Annotated in this window: 17 protein-coding genes, 2 tRNA genes and 1 riboswitch; of the genes, 15 read left to right on the top strand and 4 right to left on the bottom strand. The window is 71.7% G+C overall.

Annotated elements, in window-relative coordinates; translation table 11 throughout:
* Positions 1-76 precede the first annotated feature (76 nt).
* The 11 genes from ACFZDK_RS47035 to ACFZDK_RS46985 all read left to right on the top strand — a co-directional run bounded on the left by ACFZDK_RS47035 (position 77) and on the right by ACFZDK_RS46985 (position 13,778).
* Positions 77-604: a hypothetical protein gene (locus tag ACFZDK_RS47035; protein WP_390983023.1), complete on the top strand. Its 528-nt coding sequence runs from the start codon at positions 77-79 to the stop codon at positions 602-604.
* A gap of 322 nt (positions 605-926) precedes the next feature.
* Complete coding sequence (locus ACFZDK_RS47030; protein WP_390983020.1) at positions 927-3,074, top strand: DEAD/DEAH box helicase; 2,148 nt, start codon at positions 927-929, stop codon at positions 3,072-3,074.
* A 237-nt stretch (positions 3,075-3,311) separates the two neighbouring features.
* A complete protein-coding gene (locus ACFZDK_RS47025; RefSeq protein ID WP_390983018.1) occupies positions 3,312-6,380 on the top strand; it encodes an FG-GAP-like repeat-containing protein in 3,069 nt (1,022 codons plus the stop codon).
* A gap of 48 nt (positions 6,381-6,428) precedes the next feature.
* Positions 6,429-7,955: an amino acid permease gene (locus ACFZDK_RS47020; protein ID WP_390983015.1), complete on the top strand. Its 1,527-nt coding sequence runs from the start codon at positions 6,429-6,431 to the stop codon at positions 7,953-7,955.
* A 142-nt stretch (positions 7,956-8,097) separates the two neighbouring features.
* Positions 8,098-8,170: transfer RNA gene (locus ACFZDK_RS47015), tRNA-Lys, on the top strand.
* A gap of 406 nt (positions 8,171-8,576) precedes the next feature.
* Entirely contained in the window at positions 8,577-11,048 is a 2,472-nt protein-coding gene (locus tag ACFZDK_RS47010) for a nitrate- and nitrite sensing domain-containing protein (RefSeq protein WP_390983012.1), read from the top strand.
* The gene (locus ACFZDK_RS47005; protein ID WP_355713753.1) at positions 11,045-11,476 is read left to right on the top strand and encodes a roadblock/LC7 domain-containing protein; all 432 of its coding nucleotides are present in this window, start codon (positions 11,045-11,047) and stop codon (positions 11,474-11,476) included. Before ACFZDK_RS47010 ends, ACFZDK_RS47005 begins: the two co-directional genes overlap by 4 nt.
* Complete coding sequence (locus ACFZDK_RS47000; protein ID WP_390983008.1) at positions 11,473-11,871, top strand: DUF742 domain-containing protein; 399 nt, start codon at positions 11,473-11,475, stop codon at positions 11,869-11,871. The genes ACFZDK_RS47005 and ACFZDK_RS47000 overlap by 4 nt, the downstream gene beginning before the upstream one ends.
* Complete coding sequence (locus ACFZDK_RS46995) at positions 11,852-12,442, top strand: ATP/GTP-binding protein (protein WP_390983005.1); 591 nt, start codon at positions 11,852-11,854, stop codon at positions 12,440-12,442. Before ACFZDK_RS47000 ends, ACFZDK_RS46995 begins: the two co-directional genes overlap by 20 nt.
* Positions 12,443-12,559: 117 nt before the next feature.
* Entirely contained in the window at positions 12,560-13,063 is a 504-nt protein-coding gene (locus tag ACFZDK_RS46990) for a MarR family transcriptional regulator (protein ID WP_390983002.1), read from the top strand.
* A 46-nt stretch (positions 13,064-13,109) separates the two neighbouring features.
* Positions 13,110-13,778, top strand: coding sequence for a nitroreductase family protein (locus tag ACFZDK_RS46985; RefSeq protein WP_390982999.1), 669 nt, complete (start codon positions 13,110-13,112; stop codon positions 13,776-13,778).
* On the opposite strand, the gene ACFZDK_RS46980 is transcribed toward ACFZDK_RS46985, so the two are convergent.
* The 3 genes from ACFZDK_RS46980 to ACFZDK_RS46970 all read right to left on the bottom strand — a co-directional run bounded on the left by ACFZDK_RS46980 (position 13,756) and on the right by ACFZDK_RS46970 (position 15,535).
* Positions 13,756-14,142 carry a hypothetical protein gene (locus ACFZDK_RS46980; protein ID WP_390982996.1) on the bottom strand — a complete coding sequence of 129 codons (387 nt, stop codon included), beginning with the start codon at positions 14,140-14,142 and terminating at the stop codon, positions 13,756-13,758. The genes ACFZDK_RS46985 and ACFZDK_RS46980 overlap by 23 nt on opposite strands.
* Positions 14,143-14,219: 77 nt before the next feature.
* Positions 14,220-14,861 carry a GTP cyclohydrolase II RibA gene (gene ribA / locus ACFZDK_RS46975; protein ID WP_390982993.1) on the bottom strand — a complete coding sequence of 214 codons (642 nt, stop codon included), beginning with the start codon at positions 14,859-14,861 and terminating at the stop codon, positions 14,220-14,222.
* Positions 14,862-15,013: 152 nt separating this feature from the next.
* A complete protein-coding gene (locus ACFZDK_RS46970; RefSeq protein ID WP_390982991.1) occupies positions 15,014-15,535 on the bottom strand; it encodes a MarR family transcriptional regulator in 522 nt (173 codons plus the stop codon).
* Positions 15,536-15,611: 76 nt separating this feature from the next.
* On the opposite strand from ACFZDK_RS46970, the gene ACFZDK_RS46965 reads away from it, so the two are divergent.
* Together ACFZDK_RS46965 and ACFZDK_RS46960 are read left to right on the top strand one after the other, a co-directional pair.
* Positions 15,612-16,742, top strand: coding sequence for a dihydrofolate reductase family protein (locus ACFZDK_RS46965; protein ID WP_390982988.1), 1,131 nt, complete (start codon positions 15,612-15,614; stop codon positions 16,740-16,742).
* Positions 16,743-16,832: 90 nt separating this feature from the next.
* Positions 16,833-16,906: transfer RNA gene (locus tag ACFZDK_RS46960), tRNA-Met, on the top strand.
* 197 nt (positions 16,907-17,103) lie between these two features.
* Here ACFZDK_RS46960 and ACFZDK_RS46955 read toward each other — a convergent pair.
* On the bottom strand, positions 17,104-17,385 hold the full coding sequence (locus tag ACFZDK_RS46955) for a hypothetical protein (protein ID WP_390982985.1): 282 nt from the start codon (positions 17,383-17,385) through the stop codon (positions 17,104-17,106).
* Positions 17,386-17,820: 435 nt separating this feature from the next.
* Positions 17,821-17,980, top strand: a riboswitch (cyclic di-AMP (ydaO/yuaA leader).
* 7 nt (positions 17,981-17,987) lie between these two features.
* Between ACFZDK_RS46955 and ACFZDK_RS46950 the strand changes: the two genes are divergently transcribed.
* Together ACFZDK_RS46950 and ACFZDK_RS46945 are read left to right on the top strand one after the other, a co-directional pair.
* Positions 17,988-19,028 carry a peptidoglycan DD-metalloendopeptidase family protein gene (locus ACFZDK_RS46950; protein ID WP_390982983.1) on the top strand — a complete coding sequence of 347 codons (1,041 nt, stop codon included), beginning with the start codon at positions 17,988-17,990 and terminating at the stop codon, positions 19,026-19,028.
* A gap of 173 nt (positions 19,029-19,201) precedes the next feature.
* Positions 19,202-20,146, top strand: coding sequence for an aldo/keto reductase (locus ACFZDK_RS46945; protein WP_390982980.1), 945 nt, complete (start codon positions 19,202-19,204; stop codon positions 20,144-20,146).
* Positions 20,147-20,198 lie beyond the last annotated feature (52 nt).

Here is a 20,198-nt window from a genome sequence, read left to right as displayed (position 1 = left end):
GCGGTCGGCGTGTCCTCTTGCGGGCGGCGGGAGTTGGGCAGGACGACTTCTTTCTCCGCCCCCGGAGGTGGCCGCCGTGCGCCCCTTGTACACACCCGTCCGTCTGGCCGCCACGCTGATGGCGGTCGCGGCCGCCGCCGGCTGTGTGAACGTGGGGGACGACGCGGGAAAGGCCAAGCCGTCGCACTCCGCGGGGCACCGGGGCGGTGACGAGGCCGACGGTGGCTCCGGGGTGTCCGGCGGGGGCGGCGCGGGGGACGGCGGTGAGGTGGTCGACGGGAAGCGCGGGCACGCGGGGAAGCCGAAGCCGGGGGAGTCGTCGTCGGCGGCCGCGCAGTCGACGAAGGGGTCCAGTGCGGCGCCGGCCGTGCCGGTGAAGCCGGGGCAGAGCGCGCCGCCGGGATCGCCGGCCGGGCCCACGGGGGCGCCGGTGACACCGATGCCGCCGGCGGCATCGCCCACGCCGCCCCCGGACTCCCCCACGCCGCCGCCCCCCGTGACGGACCCGCCGTCGGCCGAGCCGTCCTCGTCGGCGCACGAGGACGGCTCGGGAACACAGCTGGTGCAGCGGGAGCCGGCGCCGGCGGCGGGGACACCGGCGTAGGGGGCGTGGCGGGGGCGTCTGCGGAGGAGCGCGGAAGAAGTGGGCGGGTTCGGGTGTTGTGACGTGCGTAAGACCGCGCGTCTGGTCTGTAGGGCCGTGGCAAACCCGCTGTGAGCTGCGATGTTGGGGCTCGGTTTGCCTTGGGGGGTGTTGGGTGCGTATGGTGGTAGATCGTTTGATCCCATTTGCCCGGCGCCACTGCAGAGCGCGCCGTGTGGCGCGTACTCTCCCTTGCCGTGGCGGACCGCATTGAGGCGGTCGTGAGCGAATCACGGAGTTGACGGGCGCGTGCCGAAGAGACTCCGGAAGGTTTCGCATTCGCATGTCCGTGTCCAGTACTGATCAGTTTGTCGTGTCCGAGAACAACCAGGACGACGATCTGGTGACCGAGGTCACCGAGGTCTCCGAGGAGACCGCTGACACCACCGACACCACCCCCCAGACCACCTTTGCCGACCTCGGTCTCCCCGAGGGCGTTGTGCGCAAGCTCGCGCAGAACGGCGTGACCACCCCCTTCCCGATCCAGGCCGCGACCATCCCGGACGCCCTGGCCGGCAAGGACATCCTCGGCCGCGGCCGCACCGGCTCCGGCAAGACCCTCTCCTTCGGTCTGCCCACCCTGGCCACGCTGGCCGGCGGCCGGACCGAGAAGAAGCGTCCGCGCGCCGTCATCCTCACGCCCACCCGTGAGCTGGCGATGCAGGTCGCGGACGCCCTCCAGCCCTACGGCGACGTCGTCGGCCTGAAGATGAAGGTCGTCTGCGGCGGTACGTCGATGGGCAACCAGATCTACGCCCTGGAGCGCGGCGTCGACATCCTCGTCGCCACCCCGGGCCGGCTCCGCGACATCATCAACCGCGGCGCCTGCTCGCTGGAGGACGTGCAGATCGCGGTTCTCGACGAGGCCGACCAGATGTCCGACCTGGGCTTCCTGCCCGAGGTCACCGAGCTGCTCGACCAGATCCCGGCCGGCGGCCAGCGCATGCTCTTCTCCGCGACCATGGAGAACGAGATCTCCACGCTGGTCAAGCGCTACCTGGTCGACCCGGTCTCGCACGAGGTCGACGCCGCCCAGGGCGCGGTGACGACCATGTCCCACCACATCCTGATCGTGAAGCCCAAGGACAAGGCGCCGGTCACCGCCGCGATCGCCTCCCGCAAGGGCCGCACGATCATCTTCGTCCGCACCCAGCTGGGCGCCGACCGCGTCGCCGAGCAGCTGCGCGACTCCGGTGTGAAGGCCGACGCGCTGCACGGCGGCATGACCCAGGGCGCCCGGACCCGGACCCTGGCGGACTTCAAGGACGGTTACGTCAACGTCCTCGTCGCCACCGACGTCGCCGCCCGCGGTATCCACGTCGACGGCATCGACCTGGTCCTGAACGTGGACCCGGCCGGCGACCACAAGGACTACCTGCACCGCGCCGGCCGCACCGCCCGCGCCGGCCGCACCGGCACGGTCGTCTCGCTCTCCCTGCCGCACCAGCGCCGCCAGATCTTCCGCCTCATGGAGGACGCGGGCGTCGACGCCGGGCGTCACATCATCAACTCCGGTACGGCCTTCGAGCCCGAGGTCGCCGAGATCACCGGCGCCCGTTCGATGACCGAGGTCCAGTCCGAGTCCGCGGGCAACGCGGCGCAGCAGGCCGAGCGCGAGGTCGCCCAGCTCACCAAGGAGCTGGAGCGGGCGCAGCGCCGGGCCGCCGAGCTGCGCGAGGAGGCCGACCGCCTCGTCGCCCGGGTCGCCCGCGAGCGCGGCGAGGACCCGGAGACGGCCGTGGCCGAGGCGCAGGCCGTGGCCGAGGCCACCGTGGTCGATGAGACCGTGGCGGCGGCGGAGCAGGAGCCGGTGCGGGAGAACCGCGAGCGTTCCTTCGAGCGCCGTGACGACCGTCGTGACGACCGGGGCGGCTTCCGTCGCGACGAGCGTCGTGACGACCGTGGCGGCCGTTCCTTCGAGCGTCGTGACGACCGTGGCGGCCGCCCCTTCGAGCGCCGGGAAAACCGCGAGCGCGGTTTCGAACGGCGTGACGACCGCCGTGACGACCGCCGTCCGTTCGACCGCGACCGCAACGACCGCCCGTTCAACCGCGACCGTCGTGACGACCGGGGCGGCTTCCGTCGCGACGAGCGTCGTGACGACCGTGGCGGCCGTTCCTTCGAGCGCCGTGACGACCGCGGTGGCCGCTCCTTCGACCGTGACCGTGACGACCGCGGTGGCCGCTCCTTCGAGCGCCGTGACGACCGTGGCGGCTTCCGCCGCGACGACCGTCCGTCCGGCCACCGGGGCAGCGACCGTCCGTTCAACCGCGACCGCCGTGACGACCGCCCGCCCTTCCGCGGCGGCAGCCACGACCGCCCCGGCCACGAGCGCCCCTACGGCCGCCGTGACGACCACCGCGGCTCGTCCTCCGGCTCCGGCTCCTTCGGCCGCCGCGACGACAAGCCGCGCTGGAAGCGCAACGGCTGACACACCTTCATGAACGGCTGACACTCCGTGAGCCGTCCCCGAGGCCCCCATCGGCACCCCGCCGGTGGGGGCCTCGGCGTTTCCGGCCGGCGGTCTCCGATGGCAAAGAGTTTCCCAGGATCTGTGAACGAGCTGTAAAGTCAGCACAGTTGTGTGAGGGGTGAGCAGGCCGGGGGGGCCGCGGGCGCCGGAGTGAGCGGTGCCGAACCCGTCACCGTTCCTGGGGAGGGACTCTTCGTGGTACGTCGTGCTCCCGCACGCCTGCGTCTCGTCGCCGCGACCGCCGTACTGGCGGCCGGACTGAGCCCGCTGCTGCCCATGCCGGCCGCCGTCGCCGACACCGCGCAGGAGACGGTCGTACCGGCGACCCTGCGCGGCACGTACACGTCCGGCGCGCTCTACGGCAAGTCCACCTACGCCGGGCACGACGGTGCCGGTGCGCAGGGCGTGTTCCACAGCCTGGAGGGCGCCGGGCTGGTCTGGACGCGGTACTCGGACGGCACCTCGACGCCGGTGGTCCACCCGACGGGGTACACCAGTTACGCGACGGCCGGCGGTGACGTCCTCGCCTACCGGTACGCCGACGGCCGGGTCGACCTGTGGAACGCGGCCGACGGCACCACCCGGACGATCCGGACCCCCGAGGGGCTGAGCCTGCTCACCGCCTATGCCGACCTGGCGGTGGCCTACCGGCAGGTGACCGACGAGAACGGCACGACGACCCGCGAGATGCACCTGCTGTTCCCGCAGGACGACGGCTCCACCCGGGACGTGCCGGTGACCGGGGTGCCCGACGGGTACGTCCTCGGGCAGCCCAAGGGCGGCGACGCGGACGGGCTGCTGTTCCAGGCCGGCCGGTCGGGCGGCGGCTCCTACACGGCGGTCATGGTCGACCCGCACACCGGGCAGGTCCGGGGCTGGACCCCGCCCGGTGCCAAGGTCTACCTGAACGCGCAGGTCACCGCCGACCGGGTCGTGCTCTTCAACACCGGCGACGCCACGGTGCAGGTGTACTCCCGCGCCGATCTGTCGGCCGCCCCGGTCGCGGTCACGCTGGACAACGGTGGCACGATCCCCGCGCAGGGCCTCGCGGTCGTCGGGGACTGGCTGCTGACCCAGCCCGGTACGGCCGTGCGCGCCCAGCCGATCGCCGGCGGTCCCTCGAAGGTGCTGCTGCCCTCGTCGAACACCGGCATCGCCGCCGCCTCGGACGGCGGGGCCCTGGCGGTGGGCCGCACCGGCCGGCCCGCCGACGACTGGGGGGTGCAGCGCATCCTCCCCGGGCCGACCGGGGAGCCGACGGTCACCCAGCTGAAGGCGCTGCCGAAACCGCCGTACAAGATCCAGGGGCTCGCCCTGGACCAGGGGACGCTCGTCGTCGCCGACCCCAGCAACGGCTACCGCGACGCGTACGCGCGGACCGTCGCCGCGACCGGGACACCGACGTTCGGGCCGCGCTCGTCGTACGGCGGGTCCAGTGTGCTGGTGGGTTCCTGCCCGGCGACGGATCCCGGATGCTCGCAGCTGTACGGCGCTCCGGACGGATCGGCCGTGTGGCTGCAGCGGGAGTCGGGTCAGTACGACCGGATCAGGGCGAGCGGCCCCGGCGTGTTCTGGGAGCACAGCGTCACGGCGGGCGGCCGAATCACCGACGTCTCCGGCGCGTACGTGCTCTACACGACCTCCAGCCAGCAGTTCGTCTACCGCGCCGGCGACGCGGGCGCCCCGGTCCGCACCCTCGCGGCCGGCCCCGCCGCCCTCTCCGGCGACCTGCTGTGGAGCGCGGGCGCGACCCCCGGCACCGTCACCGCCTACGACCTGACGCAGCGGAAGACCGTCGAGACCCTGACCACGGACGCCGGTTGCGCGCCCACCGAACTCCAGGCGCTGGGCCGCTGGCTGTACTGGAACTGCGGGGACAAGGCCGGGGTGTACGACCGTACGGCGAAGAAGTCCGTGCCCGTCCCGGCCGACGAGGCGAAGCTCGGCGACGGGTACGTCGTCACCCACGACAAGGCGGCCGGGCGGCTGGTCCTCACCACGGTCGCCGACGGCACGGCGGCGAGCCGGGCGATCGGCGACCTGCCCGACACCGGCGTCTCCCAGCGGGACGTGCGCTGGACGGTCGACGAGTCCGGCGCGAACGCGGCCTACGTGGACGGCAGGGAGCAGGTGCACCTGGTGCCGTCCGGGGTGACCCAGCAGCCGTTGCGCCTGCTGGGCCCGGTGTACCGCGCGGCCCAGCTGGAGGCGCGGCAGACCGATCCGGCCGTCTACCCGCTCACCCGGGTGCCGCTGTCGAAACCGGCCGCGGGCTGGACGCTGACCGTCCGCTCCAAGGCGACCGGCAAGGTCGTCGACACCGTGACCGGGGGCCCCGCGCGCGGCACGCTGAACGTCGGCTGGTCCGGCGTGGCCGGTGCCGGGCTGCTGCCCAGCGGGCCGTACGACTGGACGCTGTCGATCACTCCGGCGGACGGCGTGGGCGCCCCGCTCTCGTTCCAGGGCTCGGTCCGGCTGCTCCACGGGCGAGCGGCGCACCATGACTACGTCGGAGGCTCGGACGGCCTCGGTGACCTGCTCACCCTCAACTCCAACGGCGAGTTCAGGTTCCACATCGGCACGGGCGACGGAAAGTTCGCCGCCTGGTCCGTCGCCGCCGGCTGGTCCACCGCGCTGCGGGCCGTGCCCATCGGCGACCTGAACGGCGACGACTGCAACGACGTCCTGATCCGGCGGAGCGACGGCACCCTGCAGCTGTACAAGCCGGGTTGCGACAACGCCCTGGCGACGTCGTCCCCGCACACGACCCTGGGCACCGGCTGGAAGCAGTACGACGTCCTGACCGCCCCGGGCGACCTCACCCGGGACGGCCGCCCCGACCTGATCGTCCGCAACGCCTCCACCGGCGCGGTCTACCTGTACAAGGGCACCAGCGCGGGCAAGCTGTCGGCGCGCGTGAAGCTGTACGACAACTGGAAGACGTACAAGAAGGTGGTCGGCGCCGGTGACCTGAACGGGGACGGGGTCGGGGACCTGGTCGCGCAGGACAAGGCGGACAACCTGTACCGGTACTACGGCACCGGGAAGGGCGGGTTCGGCGGGCGGGTGAAGATCGCGAGCGGGTGGGGGTCGTCGTACAACGTGGTCGTCGGGGTCGGGGACATCACCGGGGACGGGAAGAACGACCTGGTCGCGCGGGACACGGCGGGGAATCTGTACCGGATGACCGGGACCGGCAAGGGGACGTTCGCGGCGCGGGTGAAGATCGGGACGGGCTGGCAGTACTACAAGGGCCTTTTCTAGCCAAGTTGTGACGCATGTCACGCCTCCGGTGAGGGAAATGCTGGGGGCATGACAGATGACGCGGCTCACGCGACAGGCAAGGTGCTCTCCGACGAGGAACAGCTGGCCCAGCTCGGCTACACGCAGGTCCTCGCCCGCCGTATGTCGGCCTTCTCGAACTACGCGGTCTCCTTCACGATCATCTCGGTCCTCTCCGGCTGCCTCACCCTCTACCTCTTCGGCATGATCACCGGCGGCCCGGCCGTGATCACCTGGGGCTGGGTGGCCGTGGGGCTCATGACCCTCTTCGTGGGTCTCTCGATGGCCGAGATCTGCTCGGCGTACCCGACCTCGGCGGGCCTCTACTTCTGGGCCCACCGTCTGGCCCCGCCCCGCTCGGCCGCGGCCTGGGCCTGGTTCACGGGCTGGTTCAACGTGCTGGGCCAGGTGGCGGTGACGGCGGGCATCGACTTCGGCGCCGCGTCCTTCCTGGGCGCGTACCTGAACCTGCAGTTCGACTTCGAGGTCACCCCGGGCCGGACGATTCTCCTGTTCGCCGGGATCCTGCTGCTGCACGGCCTGCTGAACACCTTCGGCGTCCGCATCGTCGCGCTCCTGAACAGCGTGAGCGTGTGGTGGCACGTGGTGGGCGTCGCGGTGATCGTCGGCGCGCTGACCTTCGTCCCCGACCACCACCAGTCGGCGTCCTTCGTCTTCACGAAGTTCGTCAACGAGACGGGCTGGAGCAGCGGCCCGTACGTGGTCCTGCTCGGCCTCCTGATGGCCCAGTACACCTTCACGGGCTACGACGCCTCGGCCCACATGACCGAGGAGACCCACGACGCCTCGACGGCCGGCCCGAAGGGCATCGTCCGCTCGATCTGGACGTCCTGGATAGCCGGCTTCGTCCTGCTCCTCGGCTTCACCTTCGCCATCCAGTCCTACGACAAGGAGCTGAAGTCCCCGACCGGCGCGCCCCCGGCCCAGATCCTCCTGGACGCGCTCGGCGCCACCACCGGCAAGCTTCTGCTGCTCGTCGTGATCGGCGCCCAGCTCTTCTGCGGAATGGCCTCGGTCACCGCCAACAGCCGGATGATCTACGCCTTTTCACGGGACGGCGCGCTGCCCTTCTCCCGTGTCTGGCGCACGGTCAGTCCCCGTACCCGCACCCCCGTGGCGGCGGTCTGGCTGGCGGCGTTCTCCGCGCTGGCCCTCGGCCTCCCCTACCTGATCAACTACACGGCCTACGCCGCCGTGACCTCGATCGCGGTCATCGGGCTGTACGTGGCGTACGTGATCCCGACGCTGCTGCGGGTGCGCAAGGGCGCGGCGTTCCAGCGGGGGCCGTGGCATCTGGGCCGCTGGTCACTCGTCGTCGGCGTGGTGTCGGTGACCTGGGTCGGGATCATCACCGTCCTCTTCATGCTGCCGCAGGTCTCCCCGGTCACCTGGAAGTCCTTCAACTACGCCCCGGTCGCCGTCCTCGCGGTCCTCGGCTTCGCCGCGATCTGGTGGCAGGTCTCGGCCCGGCACTGGTTCCTCCGGCCGAGCGGCGCGGCCCGCCAGGAGGACACCGCCAAACTGGTCGATCTCTGACCCTCCGGACCACTTCCGTCCCGCATCCGTCCCGCATCCGCCCTGCTTCCGTCCCACTTCTGCCGCGTGACGCGGCCGTGACCCCGATACCCGATCGGCGACACGGCTCCGTCCGGCTATGCTCGGGGAGGCAACATCGCCTGGGCCGTTAGCTCAATTGGCAGAGCAGTGGACTTTTAATCCATTGGTTGTGGGTTCGAGTCCCACACGGCCTACCGCATCGCCCCCAGCTCGGAGGTACTCGAGCTGGGGGCGAGCCCGTTTCCGGGGGCTTACTTCGCACGTGCCAACTGCCCGGCGGGCTCCGGGAAATGAACTCCCGAAAGCCGGATCCGCGGGGTACGGCAAAGGGCTTACGGGCCCCGTTGAATCTGACTACTATCGGCCCACCAGTCGCCGGACTTGGGCGATTTTTTCCTCATGAATGCGCGAAACGGTGGGGGGAGTGTCACTAAGGTGACCGGATTGGGCGGGTTCGGGGGTAGGCGAACCAGAAGTACGGCCGCCGAGAACCAGCCAGCAGACGAGGCTGAACCGACGTCGGCTGATGTGCCCTCAGGGGCGGTCGGGCCTGGTGGGGGCGCCCGTCGACTGCCCCTGCGGACCGTTCTGATCGTCCTCGTGGTGGTACCGAGCCTCGCGCTCGCGCCCCTGTGGGGTCTGAGTACGTACCAGCTGGCGACCCGCTGGCAGTCGGAGAAGGCCCAGAGCGACCTGACCGTCTCCCTGAGCCGGCCGTCGTCCGCCCTCTTCCAGTCCCTCGGAGAGGAGCGGAGGTTCACGGCGGAGGCGCAGGCCGACCCCGGTGCCGACACCCGCGGCAAGCTGGCCGCCGCGCGCGCGGCGACCGACAAGGCGGTGACCGGCTTCCGTCGGGTGGCGGCCGAGAGCACCTCGCACGGGCAGCAGGGACTCGGCACGGCCCTCGCCGACACCGTGCGCGATCTCGACCGGCTCCCCGCACAGCGCAAGGCGGTGGACACCGGGTCGGCCGGCAAGAAGGCGGCGTTCGACTACTACAACGGCACCGTCGACTCGCTGATCACCGTCTTCACCGCGCTGGGCCGCAGCAGTAACGCCGACGTGACCTTGCTGGCGCACACCACCGTCGACCTCTACGGCGCCATCGACATGATCGGGCGCGAGGACGCCCTGCTCGGCCGCGACTGGCAGACCGGGCATCTGAAGGTCGACGAGTACGACGTGTTCGTCGATGCCGTCGGCGCCCAGGAGTACCTGCTCCAGCGGGCCGCCCTCACCCTCAGCGGCGCCGAACGCGACGCGTACGAAGAGCTGACGGCGGCCAGGTCATGGGCGACCAAGCAGAACCTGGAGGAGCAGGTCATCGTCGCCGGCCCGCACCACTCGCAGGGCGAGCTGGTGCTCGGCCAGATCCACACCCAGTGGCGCAGCTCGGTGGACGCCGGCTACCCGCGGCTGCTGAACCTGGTCCAGGTCCGGGTCGCGCACCTCGACAAGGTCGCCTCCGACAGCGTCAGCCGGCTCCAGCGGACCCTGCTCATCGTCAGCGCCATCGGCCTGCTCGCCGTGGTGCTGGTCATCATCACCAGCTGGCGCCTCACCACCGTCCTGCGCCGGCGCATCCACGCCCTGCGCGAGGAAGCGGTGGAGCTCCAGCAGCGGCTGCCCGACGTGGTGTCCCGGCTGGAGCGCGGCGAGAACGTCGACGTGGACCGCGAGGTCCGGCTGGTCGAGCCCACCCCCGACGAGCTCGGCGAGCTCGGCCGGGCCCTGAACGCGGCCAGCCGCAGCGCCGTGTCCACCGCCGTCCGGCAGGCCGAACAGCACCGCGGCTTCGAGCGCCTGCTCCAGCGGATCGCCCGCCGCACCCAGATCCTCATCGGCCTCCAGCTGCGCAAGCTGGACGAGCTGGAACGCACCCACGACGACCCGGAGGTGCTGGAGGGCCTGTTCGACCTGGACCACCTCACCGCCCGGCTGCGCCGCTACGAGGAGAACCTGGTCATCCTCGGCGGCGGCCAGCCGCAGCGCCGCTGGCACAAGCCGGTCCGGCTGCTCGACGTGCTGCGCGCCGCGCAGAGCGAGGTGCAGGACTACCGGCGGATCTCGATCGACGTGGAGGACGAGGCCTGGGTGTCCGAGCGGGCGGTGGGCCCGCTGGTGCACATCCTGGCGGAGCTGATGGAGAACGCCGCCGCCTTCTCCAGGCCGCCGACCCCGGTCGAGGTACGGGCCGCGCCGGTCAGCCGGGGCATCGCGGTCGAGATCGAGGACCGCGGCCTGGGCATGGAGCCCGAGCAGTACGCCGCCGCCAACGCCCTGATGGAGACGCCACCACAGCTCGACGTGATGACCCAGGCCGACGACGTGCGGCTCGGCCTGTACGTGGTCGCCCGGCTGTCGGCGGGCCTCGGCCTGCGGGTGGAGCTGCGGCCGTCCGCCTTCGGCGGCACCCGGGTGATCGTGCTGCTGCCGGAGCAGGTGGTGGTGGACCGGCCCGGTACGGCGCCCCAGTGGGCCGAGCTCCCCCCGGAGGCCCCGTCGTACCAGCCCGGTCCGAGGCGGCATCCGCACGACGCCGGTATCGGTTCGCGGGCCCCGCAGGAGGGCGGTCAGCTGCCCGTCCGCGCCAGGGGACACGCGATGGCGAACGTCACCGCCGCCTCCGGTCTGCGGCCCCCGGACGAACACGAGGTGTCCCCGCCCGCGCCGGCCGAGGCGCGGCCGCTGCCCCAGCGGGTCCGCCAGGCCAGCCTGGCGCCCGAGCTCCAGCTCCCGGCGGCACCGGAGGAGCAGGCCGAGCCGGCCGAGCCGGACCTCTGGACGCTCCCCGGCCGGTCCGGCCGGTCCGGGGCCACGATCGGCGCGTTCCAGCGGCAGTCCCGGCAGTCCCGGCTGGCCCGGGGCGGGGGCGACTCGGACGGCGGCACCGCGGCCGACTTCGGCGGTGGCACCGGCGACAGCGACGGTCACACCAACGGCTACGGCTACGGCAGCCGCGATGGCCACGGCAGCCGCGATGGCGTCGGCAACGGCGATGGCAACGGCAACGGTGAAGGGCCCGCCTCTCCCAGCCGGCCTGCCTCTCCTAGGACGGATGATCGAGAATGACGCAGCGAACGACGGCCACCGACGTGGACCTGGACTGGCTTCTGGACGGCCTGGTCGACCAGGTGACGGGCACCCGGCACGCCATCGTGCTCTCGGACGACGGCCTGGTGATCAGCCGTTCGCGGACCATCGACCGCTCCGACGCCGAGCGGCTCGCCGCGATCGCCACCGGCCAGCAGAGCCTCGCCCGCGGCGCCGGGCAGCTCTTCGGCGGCGGCCCGGTCCACCAGGTCATCGTCGAGATGGCCGGCCTGTGGCTGTTCGTGATCTCCGCGGGGCGTGGCACCCACCTGGCGGTGATCGCCTCCCAGGAGGTCGACGCCGAGCTGATGAGCGTCGCGATGCACACCCTCGTCCAGCAGGTCGGCCAGCGGCTGGGCACCGACGCGCGGACACCGCCGTCGGACGACACCGGGAGAGCCGGATGAGGCACTGGACCGAGGGGTTCGACGACGATGACGCCGACGAGCAACTGGTCCGTCCCTACACGATCACCAGCGGGCGCACCGCCCCCGAGCGGGCGGATCTGACGCTGATCACCCTGGTGACGACGGTCCCCGAGGCCACCGCGCATCCCGCGCTCGCGGTGCGCGGGATGCAGCCGGAGCACCGCACGATCCTCGCGCTGTGCCGCGACTCCAAGGCGGTGGTGGAGGTCGCCGCCGAACTGGGCCTCCCGGTGTCACTGACCAAGATCCTCATCGGCGATCTGGTCGACTCCGGGCAGATGTGGGCCCGTTCGCCACGGCCGCTCGCCCAGCCGGGCGACGTTTCTGACATGACCATCCTTGAGGCGGTGAGAAATGGACTACGCAGGCTCTGAGCACGTGCCCGGCACCGCCCCCCTGGCGGTCAAGATCCTGGTCGCCGGCGGGTTCGGCGTCGGGAAGACGACCCTGGTCGGCGCGGTGAGCGAGGTCGCCCCGCTGCACACCGAGGAGTACCTGACCCGGGCCAGCGACGGCGTGGACGACCTGGAGGGCCTGAACAGCAAGGTGACGACCACCGTCGCACTGGACTTCGGGCGGATCACCATCAGCGGCGACCTCGTGGTCTACCTGTTCGGCACGCCTGGCCAGGAGCGCTTCTGGTTCATGTGGAACGACCTGGTCAACGGGGCGCTGGGCGCGGTGGTCCTGGTCGACACCCGGCGGCTGGAGGTGAGCTTCGCCTCGATCGACTTCTTCGAGAGCCGCGGCATCCCCTTCGTCGTCGGCGTCAACTGCTTCCACGGCGTCCGGGACCGGACCGCGGAGGAGATCCGCGGCGCACTCGCCCTGGACCCCCAGGTGCCGCTGGTGCTCTGCGACGCCCGGGACCGGTCGGACGGCCGCGATGTGCTGCTGGCCCTCGTCGACCATCTGATGGCCGGCCGCTCCACGACGTCCGTGTAGCCACTCGCCCCGTCAGCGGGCCTCCGGCGGCCGTCCGAGGGCCCCCACATCCACTGACCTGCACCCGGAAGCAGTTGGTTTCATTCGATACCGTATCGAGCGAAGTAATCTGGCGCCATGGCCACCGATGTTCCGCACCCGCCCGCCGCGCCCGCCTCCGCCTCCGCCGCTGTCCCGCATGCGACCGACCGCCCCGGGGATGTCTCGCCGTTCGCCCTCGGCCTGCTGCTGCGCCGCGCGCACTGGCATGCGGCCGCGGTGATGGGGGAGGCGCTGCGGCCGTTCGGTGTCGAGTTGCGGCACTTCGCGGTGCTGATCGAGCTGGTCGCTCGCGGGGCCACGGTGCAGCGGGACCTGGCGGCGGCGACGGGGTCGGACAAGGCGGGGATCATGCGGGTCGTGGACGACCTGGAGCGCAAGGGGCTCGCCGTGCGCAAGGCCGTTCCGGGGGACCGGCGGGCGAGGGCGGTGGAGATCACCCCTGAGGGGCGGGAGCTCTTCGACGCGGTCCATGTGGCGGCGGAGCCGTTCGCCGAGCGCCTGGTCGCGGAGCTGGAGCCCGGCGAACCCGAGAAGCTGGCGGAGCTGCTGACCCGTCTTACCCGAGATGGTATCGAGTGATACCATATTGAGTGAGACTAAGGGGGGCGGACGGAGGTCGGCACTCATGGACGTCTACGAGGCGGTCGCGAGCCGACGGGCGGTGCGGGCGTTCGCCGACCGGCCCGTCCCGAGGGAGACCCTGGAGCGGGTGCTCTCCGCCGCGGCCTGGGCGCCGTCCGGATCGAACATCCAGCCCTGGCATGTCTATGTGCTGACCGGCGCACCCCTGGCCGAGCTCAAGAAGCGGGCCGGTGAGCGCCTGGCCGCGGGCGACCCCTGGGACGAGCCGGAGTACGAGCAGTACCCGCCCGTGCTGAAGTCGCCGTACCGCGAGCGCCGCTCCGCCTTCGGTGAGCAGCGCTACGGCGCGCTCGGCATCGCGCGCGAGGACCTGGAGGCGCGCCAGCGGGCCGCCGCCGGGAACTGGGACTGCTTCGGCGCGCCCGCCGCCCTGTTCTGCTACGTCGACCGGGACATGGGCCGGCCCCAGTGGTCCGACCTCGGCATGTTTCTGCAGACCGTCATGCTCCTGCTGCGCGCCGAAGGGCTGCACAGCTGCCCGCAGATGGCGTGGGCGAAGTTCCACCGGACCGTCGCGGAGATCGTGTCGCCCCCGGAGGGGCTCATCCTCTTCTGCGGCATGTCGATCGGCTTCGAGGACGTCACGGAACGCGCTCCCCGCACGACCCGGGCGCCGCTCGGCGAGACGGTCACCTTCGTCGACGGCCCCTGACACCGCCCTGCCCTGCCCGGTCCGGCCCCGTCGAGGTGCCGTTTCTTGCCGTGCCCACAGAGCTTGCCGTGCCATATTGCGGAAAAAGAGTGGTATTGCGGAAAAAGGCCGATGAAAGGTACGTCTTGGAGATCGCGGTCATAGGCGGTACCGGGCTGATCGGATCCCAGATCGCCGAGTAGCCGTTGGAGGTGCCGATCTCCAGGACGGACGTGGCGCGCCGGGCGCGGATCAGGGTCGCGATCAGCCGGGCGGCATCCGGGGTCATGTTGCGCAGGCGCCGCAGCCGGTCGGCCAGCGGGCCGTCGTGGGACCGCCCCTCGCGGTGGAGGTCGTCGAGAACGCGTGCCAGCCGGTCGTCCACCAAGGCTCCTTCACCGGGGGTGCGTGCGCCTTCGTTGCCAGCACATCCGGCCGGGCCGCGCCGGGCCATGGCGGGGCTCAGCCCGCGTTGAGCTCCGTCAACTCGGCCAGCGGGAGCGTGTGCTGGGTGTGCAGGACCTTCGCGCGCAGGTAGCGGACGTTGTGGGCGGTGCTGAAGACACCGGTCGGGACGCGGTCGCGGACGGTGATCCCGAGGCCACGCAACTGCTCGGCCTTGTCCGGGTTGTTGGAGAGCAGGTCGAGCTCGTCGAGGCCGAGGGCCGACAGCATCTGGGCGGCGGCGGTGTAGTCGCGGGCGTCCTCGGGGAGGCCGAGGGCGGCGTTCGCCTCGTAGGTGTCCAGGCCCTGGTCCTGCAGGGCGTAGGCGTCGAGCTTGTTGTAGAGGCCGATGCCGCGGCCCTCCTGGCGCAGGTAGAGCAGGACGCCACCGCGGTCGGCGATGCGCTCGACGGCCTCGCGCAGCTGGGGTCCGCAGTCGCAGCGGGCGGAGCCGAAGACGTCGCCGGTCAGGCACTCGGAGTGCAGGCGGACCAGCGGGAGGGTGCCCGGGGCGGGGTCGCCGAGGACGACGGCGACATGCTCCTGGCCGTCGGCCAGGCCATGGAAGGTGACGAGCTCGGCGTCGACGCTGTAGCCGTCGTTGAAGCGCAGCGGGACCCGGACGCGGGCGCGCTGGGTGGCGGCGGGGTGGTCGGTCATCGGGTTCTCCAGTGTCCGGGTGCAGGACGGCTGTCCCGGTACGGGACGTCGCGGGCCCTGCTTCAGATTTGAAGCAGATCCACGGCTGGAACCCTACCTCATGCTTTAAATTTGAAGCAACAGATTTCCGTACGGTTTCGCGAATTCCGGGTTCACGAACCGGAACAGGGTGACGACCGCCGCCGCCACGGCACCTCGTCGGACGTCGGCCGCGGGGTCTCGGCCCCCTCCAGCGCCCGTACGATCACCGAGCTGATCTCCTCCAGCTGGTCCACCTGCTCCTCGGAGAGATGGTCGAAGACCGCCGCCCGCACCGTCTCCACATGCCCCGGCGCGGTGCGCTCGAGGACCGCCATGCCCGCGTCGGTCAGCAGGGCGAAGCTGCTCCGCTTGTCCCACTGGCAGTCCTCGCGCCGGATCAGCCCGTCCTTCTCCAGCCGTGTCACGGCGTACGTCAGCCGACTCCGGGTGATCTTCGACTTCTCGGCGAGATCAGTCATGCGCAGCTTGCGCTCCGGCGCATCGGAGAGGTTGGCCAGGATCGAGTAGTACAGATGCGGCATGCCGGCGTCCTGCTGGAGCTGCCGGTCGATCGCGTCCTCCAGGAGGTGCGTCGCCGCGATGTACGCGCGCCAGGCGCGCTGCTCCTTCGAGGTGAGCCAGCGAGTCGTCATACACCCAGTGTAGGTTTGTTTCAAACTTTAACCAAGCGTCCAGTTCACAGCCCGCCGCCGAGAGTGAGCGCGTCCGATGCCGTACCCCCACGTCCTGCTGTCCGCCGCCGTCTCCCTCGACGGCTACCTCGACGACACCGGCCCCGACCGACTGCTGCTCTCCTCCCCGGCCGACTTCGACCGGGTCGACGAGGTACGGGCCTCCGTCGACGCCATCCTGATCGGCGCCGGCACGATCCGCGCGGACAACCCGCGGCTGCTGGTCAACTCCGCGCAGCGGCGCGCGGCCCGGGTCGCCGCCGGCCGCTCCGAGTACCCCCTCAAGGTCACGGTCACCGCGACCGGCGACCTCGACCCGGACGCGAGGTTCTGGCACACCGGCGGCGAGAAGATCGTCTACACGACGGACGAGGGTGCGCGGCGGGCCAGCGGCCTCGGCATCGCCGCCGACGTGGTCTCCCTCGGCGCCGACCTCGACTGGCACTCGCTGCTGGAGCACCTGTACGACGTACGGGGCGTACGGCGCCTCATGGTCGAGGGCGGCGGCACCGTCCACACCCAGCTCCTCCAGCAGGGCCTGGCCGACGAACTCCAGCTCGTCCTCGCCCCGCTCTTCGTCGGCGACCCCAAGGCGCCCCGGCTGTTCGGCCCGGGCGGGTACCAGGCCGGGCGGCTGCGGCTGGCCGACACCCGCCGGATCGAGGACGTCGTCCTCATGCGGTACGAGCCCACCGCCCCCGGCGAGGGCGCGTCGGTGTCCGCCGCGGACCGGGCGTGGCTGCGGCTCGCCTGCGAGCTGGCGGCCGAGTGCCCGCCGTCCCGGACCGCGTTCAGCGTCGGCGCGGTGGTCGTCGCGGCCGACGGCACGGAACTGGCCCGCGGCCACTCCCGGGAGGCCGGCGACCCGGTGGTGCACGCCGAGGAGGCGGCCCTGGCCAAGATCCCCCCGGCCGACCCCCGCCTCCCCACGGCCACGGTCTACACCAGCCTCGAACCCTGCACCCACCGCGCCTCCCGCCCGCACCCCTGCGCCGAGCTGATCCTCCGGGCCGGGGTACGACGGGTGCTGACCGCGTGGCGCGAGCCGGACACGTTCGTGACGGCGGCCGACGGGACCGGGATGCTGCGGGAGGCGGGGGTGCGGGTGCTGGTGCTGGGGGAGTACGAGAGCGCGGCGAAGGCACCGAACGGGCATCTGCTGGGCTGAGCGGGCGTGTGGAGCCGAGGCCCCACGGACCCCATCGGTATCAACCCGTGTGACTCCCCTCCTTCTGATGGCGTATGCTGGTTTCACCGACGCGGGGTGGAGCAGCTCGGTAGCTCGCTGGGCTCATAACCCAGAGGTCGCAGGTTCAAATCCTGTCCCCGCTACTGATGACTCAGGGCCGGAATCCAAGATCGAGGATTCCGGCCCTGAGTCGTACCCGGGCCGTTCTGTGGGGAGCCGTGCCGTGGGCCCTGGAGAGGTGCCGGAGGGCGGGTCCGCAGCCGCCCGCACCCTGGCCCGCCCCGCTGACCGCCGCACCCCTGCACCACCGTCCTCACGGGCGTCGCCGCGCTCTCGCCACCTACGCCGTGCACGCGCGCTTCGGCTTCCTTCCCGACGCCGACGCCCTGACCGAGATCCTGACCGTGGCGACCGTCGCCGTCCTCGCCGTCGGCATCAACCGGATCGTCCGCATCGGCGACCAGCGCCTCGCCCCCGTCCGCGAGATCGCCGAGGCCGCCCAGGAGGGCGCCTTCATCGGCGGCGACCTGTACGCCGTCCGCTGGTGCGCGAGGCCGTGCGGCGCGGCGGGGTCGAAGTCGACGAGGGGTTCGCCACCGCCGTACTCGCCGAACTCCCGCACGGCGACGGCCGGGTGTCCGCGGTGCGGGCGCCAAAGGCCGCGCTGCCGCTCGGGCCGTCGAGCACGCGTTCCCCGGCGGAGCCACCCTGCTGCTGCTGTACACCGACGGCCTCTCCGAGGCGTGGGACGCGCACGGCCGCTTCTACGATCCCGAACGGCGCCTGGCCGGCCGTACCTTCGCTTCCCCCGGCGCCGGTGACACAGGGTCGCCGGACGACCGCCCTCCGCATAACGTCTGAGTCACCATCAAAACGTGTGTGACTCCTGTGCTGAGCAGGAGGCCCGGTCGACTCGACCGTTTTTGACCTGTCGTGGCTGGTAAGTCCATGCTTTGAAAGCTTAATGATCAAGGAGAACAGCTTGGAATCTGACAGCTGGGTCTATTAACGTTCGATAACGCAGCGCGGTCGTCCCAGCCGTCACCCGCGACGGCTCCGCGCGCACGCGCCGAATCCCGCAAGGGAACCGGGGAACCACCACCTTGGGGTGAATCGCACGGCTGCCGCCGGTAGGAATCGGCCGGTATACGCGCGTAGGAGACCTTCCCGCTCCGAACCCGTCAGCTAACCCGGTAGGCGACGGAAGGAAAGGAGTGCGCCCGCGTGGCGTCCAACCGGCCTGCTCCGACAGCCCCGTTCGTGCCCAGCCAGCGTCAACCCGACACCTTCGGCTACGGCAGCTACCGCACCGACGAGGGCCCCTGGGAGGAGTGGAACCCCACCGAGGATTCCCTCACCCAGGTACGCGGCCGGCACCGCGTCGCCAAGCAGAAGGGCGGCGGACTCGCCCGCAGCTCCACGGTGCTCGGCGTCGGCGTCATAGCCGCCGTCGGCGCGGGCGGCATGGCCAGCGCCAACACCGGCAAGCCGCCGGTCTCCATCTCGCTGCCCGACCTGCCGTCGTCCGTCGACTCCCTGCTCGGCGAGGGCGGCGGCCACCAGGCCACCCAGACCGCGCTCAGCAGCGTCACCACCACGACGAACGCCACCGACGCGGACTCCTCCTCGTCCGACGCCGGTGAGGCGCTGCGCAGCCGGATCATCGCCCAGGCCGAGCAGCAGCAGAACCAGCTCGACACCAAGGCCAGCGCCAAGGCCGTGGCCGCCGCCGACAAGGCGGTCTCCGACGCGGAGGCCAAGGCGGTGAAGGCCGCGGCCGCCAAGGCCGCCGACGCCAAGGAGCAGGCCGAGGCCGACGCCAAGGCGAAGGCCGAGAAGGAGCGCCTCGCCGCGCTGGCCAAGCAGTACACGCTGCCGGTCGTCTCGTACACGATCACCGGCACCTTCGGCCAGGCCGGCTCCATGTGGTCCTCCGGCTACCACACCGGCCTCGACTTCGCCGCGCCCACCGGCACGCTCATCAAGGCCGTCCACAGCGGCACGGTCACCGAGGCGGGCTGGGCCGGCTCCTACGGCTACCGCACGATCCTGACCCTGGACGACGGCACCGAGCTCTGGTTCTGCCACCAGTCGTCGATCAGCGTCTCCGTCGGCCAGAAGGTCGCCACCGGCGATGTCATCGGCCGCGTGGGCGCCACCGGCAACGTCACCGGCGCGCACCTCCACCTGGAGGTCCACCCCGGCGGCCAGGCCACCGGCATCGACCCGATGACCTGGCTGCGCAGCAAGGGCCTCAACCCGTAACGGGACACCCCCTACGAGCCACGATCCCCGGGATCCCCGGCGGCCCCGACGACAACCCCCCGGCGTCCGGGCCGCCGGTCCGGTGTTTCCGGCGGGGTGCCCGTGCGCCTGTTTACGAAACCTTCGTACTGCGCCGGGATGGCCTGCCGGGGCGACCCGCGTTGATACAGAGCATGACTGCTCTTCGCAAACTCGGCTCCTCCGACCTCGAGGTCTTCCCGCTCTCCCTCGGCGGCAACGTCTTCGGCTGGACCGCCGACGAGGCCGCCTCCTTCTCCGTCCTCGACGCCTACGCGGCCGCCGGCGGCAACTTCGTGGACACCGCCGACTCCTACACGGCCTGGATCGAGGGCCACCAGGGCGGCGAGTCCGAGACGATCATCGGCAAGTGGGTCAAGGCGCGCGGCAACCGCGACGACATCGTCATCGCGACGAAGGTCAGCCAGCACCCCGAGTACCTCGGCCTGTCCGCCGCCACCATCAAGGCCGCCGCCGACGCCTCCCTGCGCCGCCTCGGCACCGACCACATCGACCTCTACTACACGCACTTCGACAAGCCGGAGATCCCGGTCGAGGAGATCATCGGCGCGCTCGACGAGCTGGTGCGGGCGGGCAAGGTCCGGCACATCGCCGCGTCCAACATCACGCCGGAGCGCCTCCAGGAGTCCCTGGACCTCTCCGACCGCGAGGGCCTCGCCCGGTACGTCGCCCTCCAGCCCCACTACAACCTGGTCTCCCGCGACACCTACGAGGGCCCCCTCCAGGACCTCGCCTCCCGCACCGGCCTCGCGGCGGTCCCCTACTTCTCCCTGGCCGCCGGCTTCCTCACCGGCAAGTACCGCCCCGGCACGACGGTCGACAGCCCCCGTGCGGGCCGCGCCGCCCCGTACCTGGAGTCCGAGCGCGGCCAGAAGGTCCTCGCCGCCCTGGACGAGATCGCCGAGACCCACTCGGCCCCCGTCCCCACGGTCGCCCTGGCCTGGCTGGCGGCCCAGCCCACCGTTGCGGCCCCCATCGCCTCGGCCCGCAGCCTGGACCAGCTCCCGGCCCTGCTGGGGGTGGCGGACCTGCACCTGACGGACCAGGAAGTCACCAAGCTGACGGCAGCCTCGGCCTGACGGCAGCCGCAGCCTCACGGGCACCTCGGCCTGCTCATCCTCCGCCGGTGAT

The organism is Streptomyces sp. NPDC007901 (genome assembly GCF_042959465.1).
Classification (GTDB): Bacteria; Actinomycetota; Actinomycetes; order Streptomycetales; family Streptomycetaceae; genus Streptomyces.
This window is presented reverse-complemented; position numbering and strand designations above follow the sequence as displayed.

Coding starts and splice junctions, on each gene's coding strand:
- ACFZDK_RS47030 (WP_390983020.1), top strand. CDS start 927: ATGTCCGTGTCCAGTACTGATCAGTTTGTCGTGTCCGAGAACAACCAG.
- ACFZDK_RS47020 (WP_390983015.1), top strand. CDS start 6,429: ATGACAGATGACGCGGCTCACGCGACAGGCAAGGTGCTCTCCGACGAG.
- ACFZDK_RS47005 (WP_355713753.1), top strand. CDS start 11,045: ATGACGCAGCGAACGACGGCCACCGACGTGGACCTGGACTGGCTTCTG.
- ACFZDK_RS47000 (WP_390983008.1), top strand. CDS start 11,473: ATGAGGCACTGGACCGAGGGGTTCGACGACGATGACGCCGACGAGCAA.
- ACFZDK_RS46995 (WP_390983005.1), top strand. CDS start 11,852: ATGGACTACGCAGGCTCTGAGCACGTGCCCGGCACCGCCCCCCTGGCG.
- ACFZDK_RS46990 (WP_390983002.1), top strand. CDS start 12,560: ATGGCCACCGATGTTCCGCACCCGCCCGCCGCGCCCGCCTCCGCCTCC.
- ACFZDK_RS46985 (WP_390982999.1), top strand. CDS start 13,110: ATGGACGTCTACGAGGCGGTCGCGAGCCGACGGGCGGTGCGGGCGTTC.
- ribA (WP_390982993.1), bottom strand. CDS start 14,861: ATGACCGACCACCCCGCCGCCACCCAGCGCGCCCGCGTCCGGGTCCCG.
- ACFZDK_RS46970 (WP_390982991.1), bottom strand. CDS start 15,535: ATGACGACTCGCTGGCTCACCTCGAAGGAGCAGCGCGCCTGGCGCGCG.
- ACFZDK_RS46965 (WP_390982988.1), top strand. CDS start 15,612: ATGCCGTACCCCCACGTCCTGCTGTCCGCCGCCGTCTCCCTCGACGGC.
- ACFZDK_RS46945 (WP_390982980.1), top strand. CDS start 19,202: ATGACTGCTCTTCGCAAACTCGGCTCCTCCGACCTCGAGGTCTTCCCG.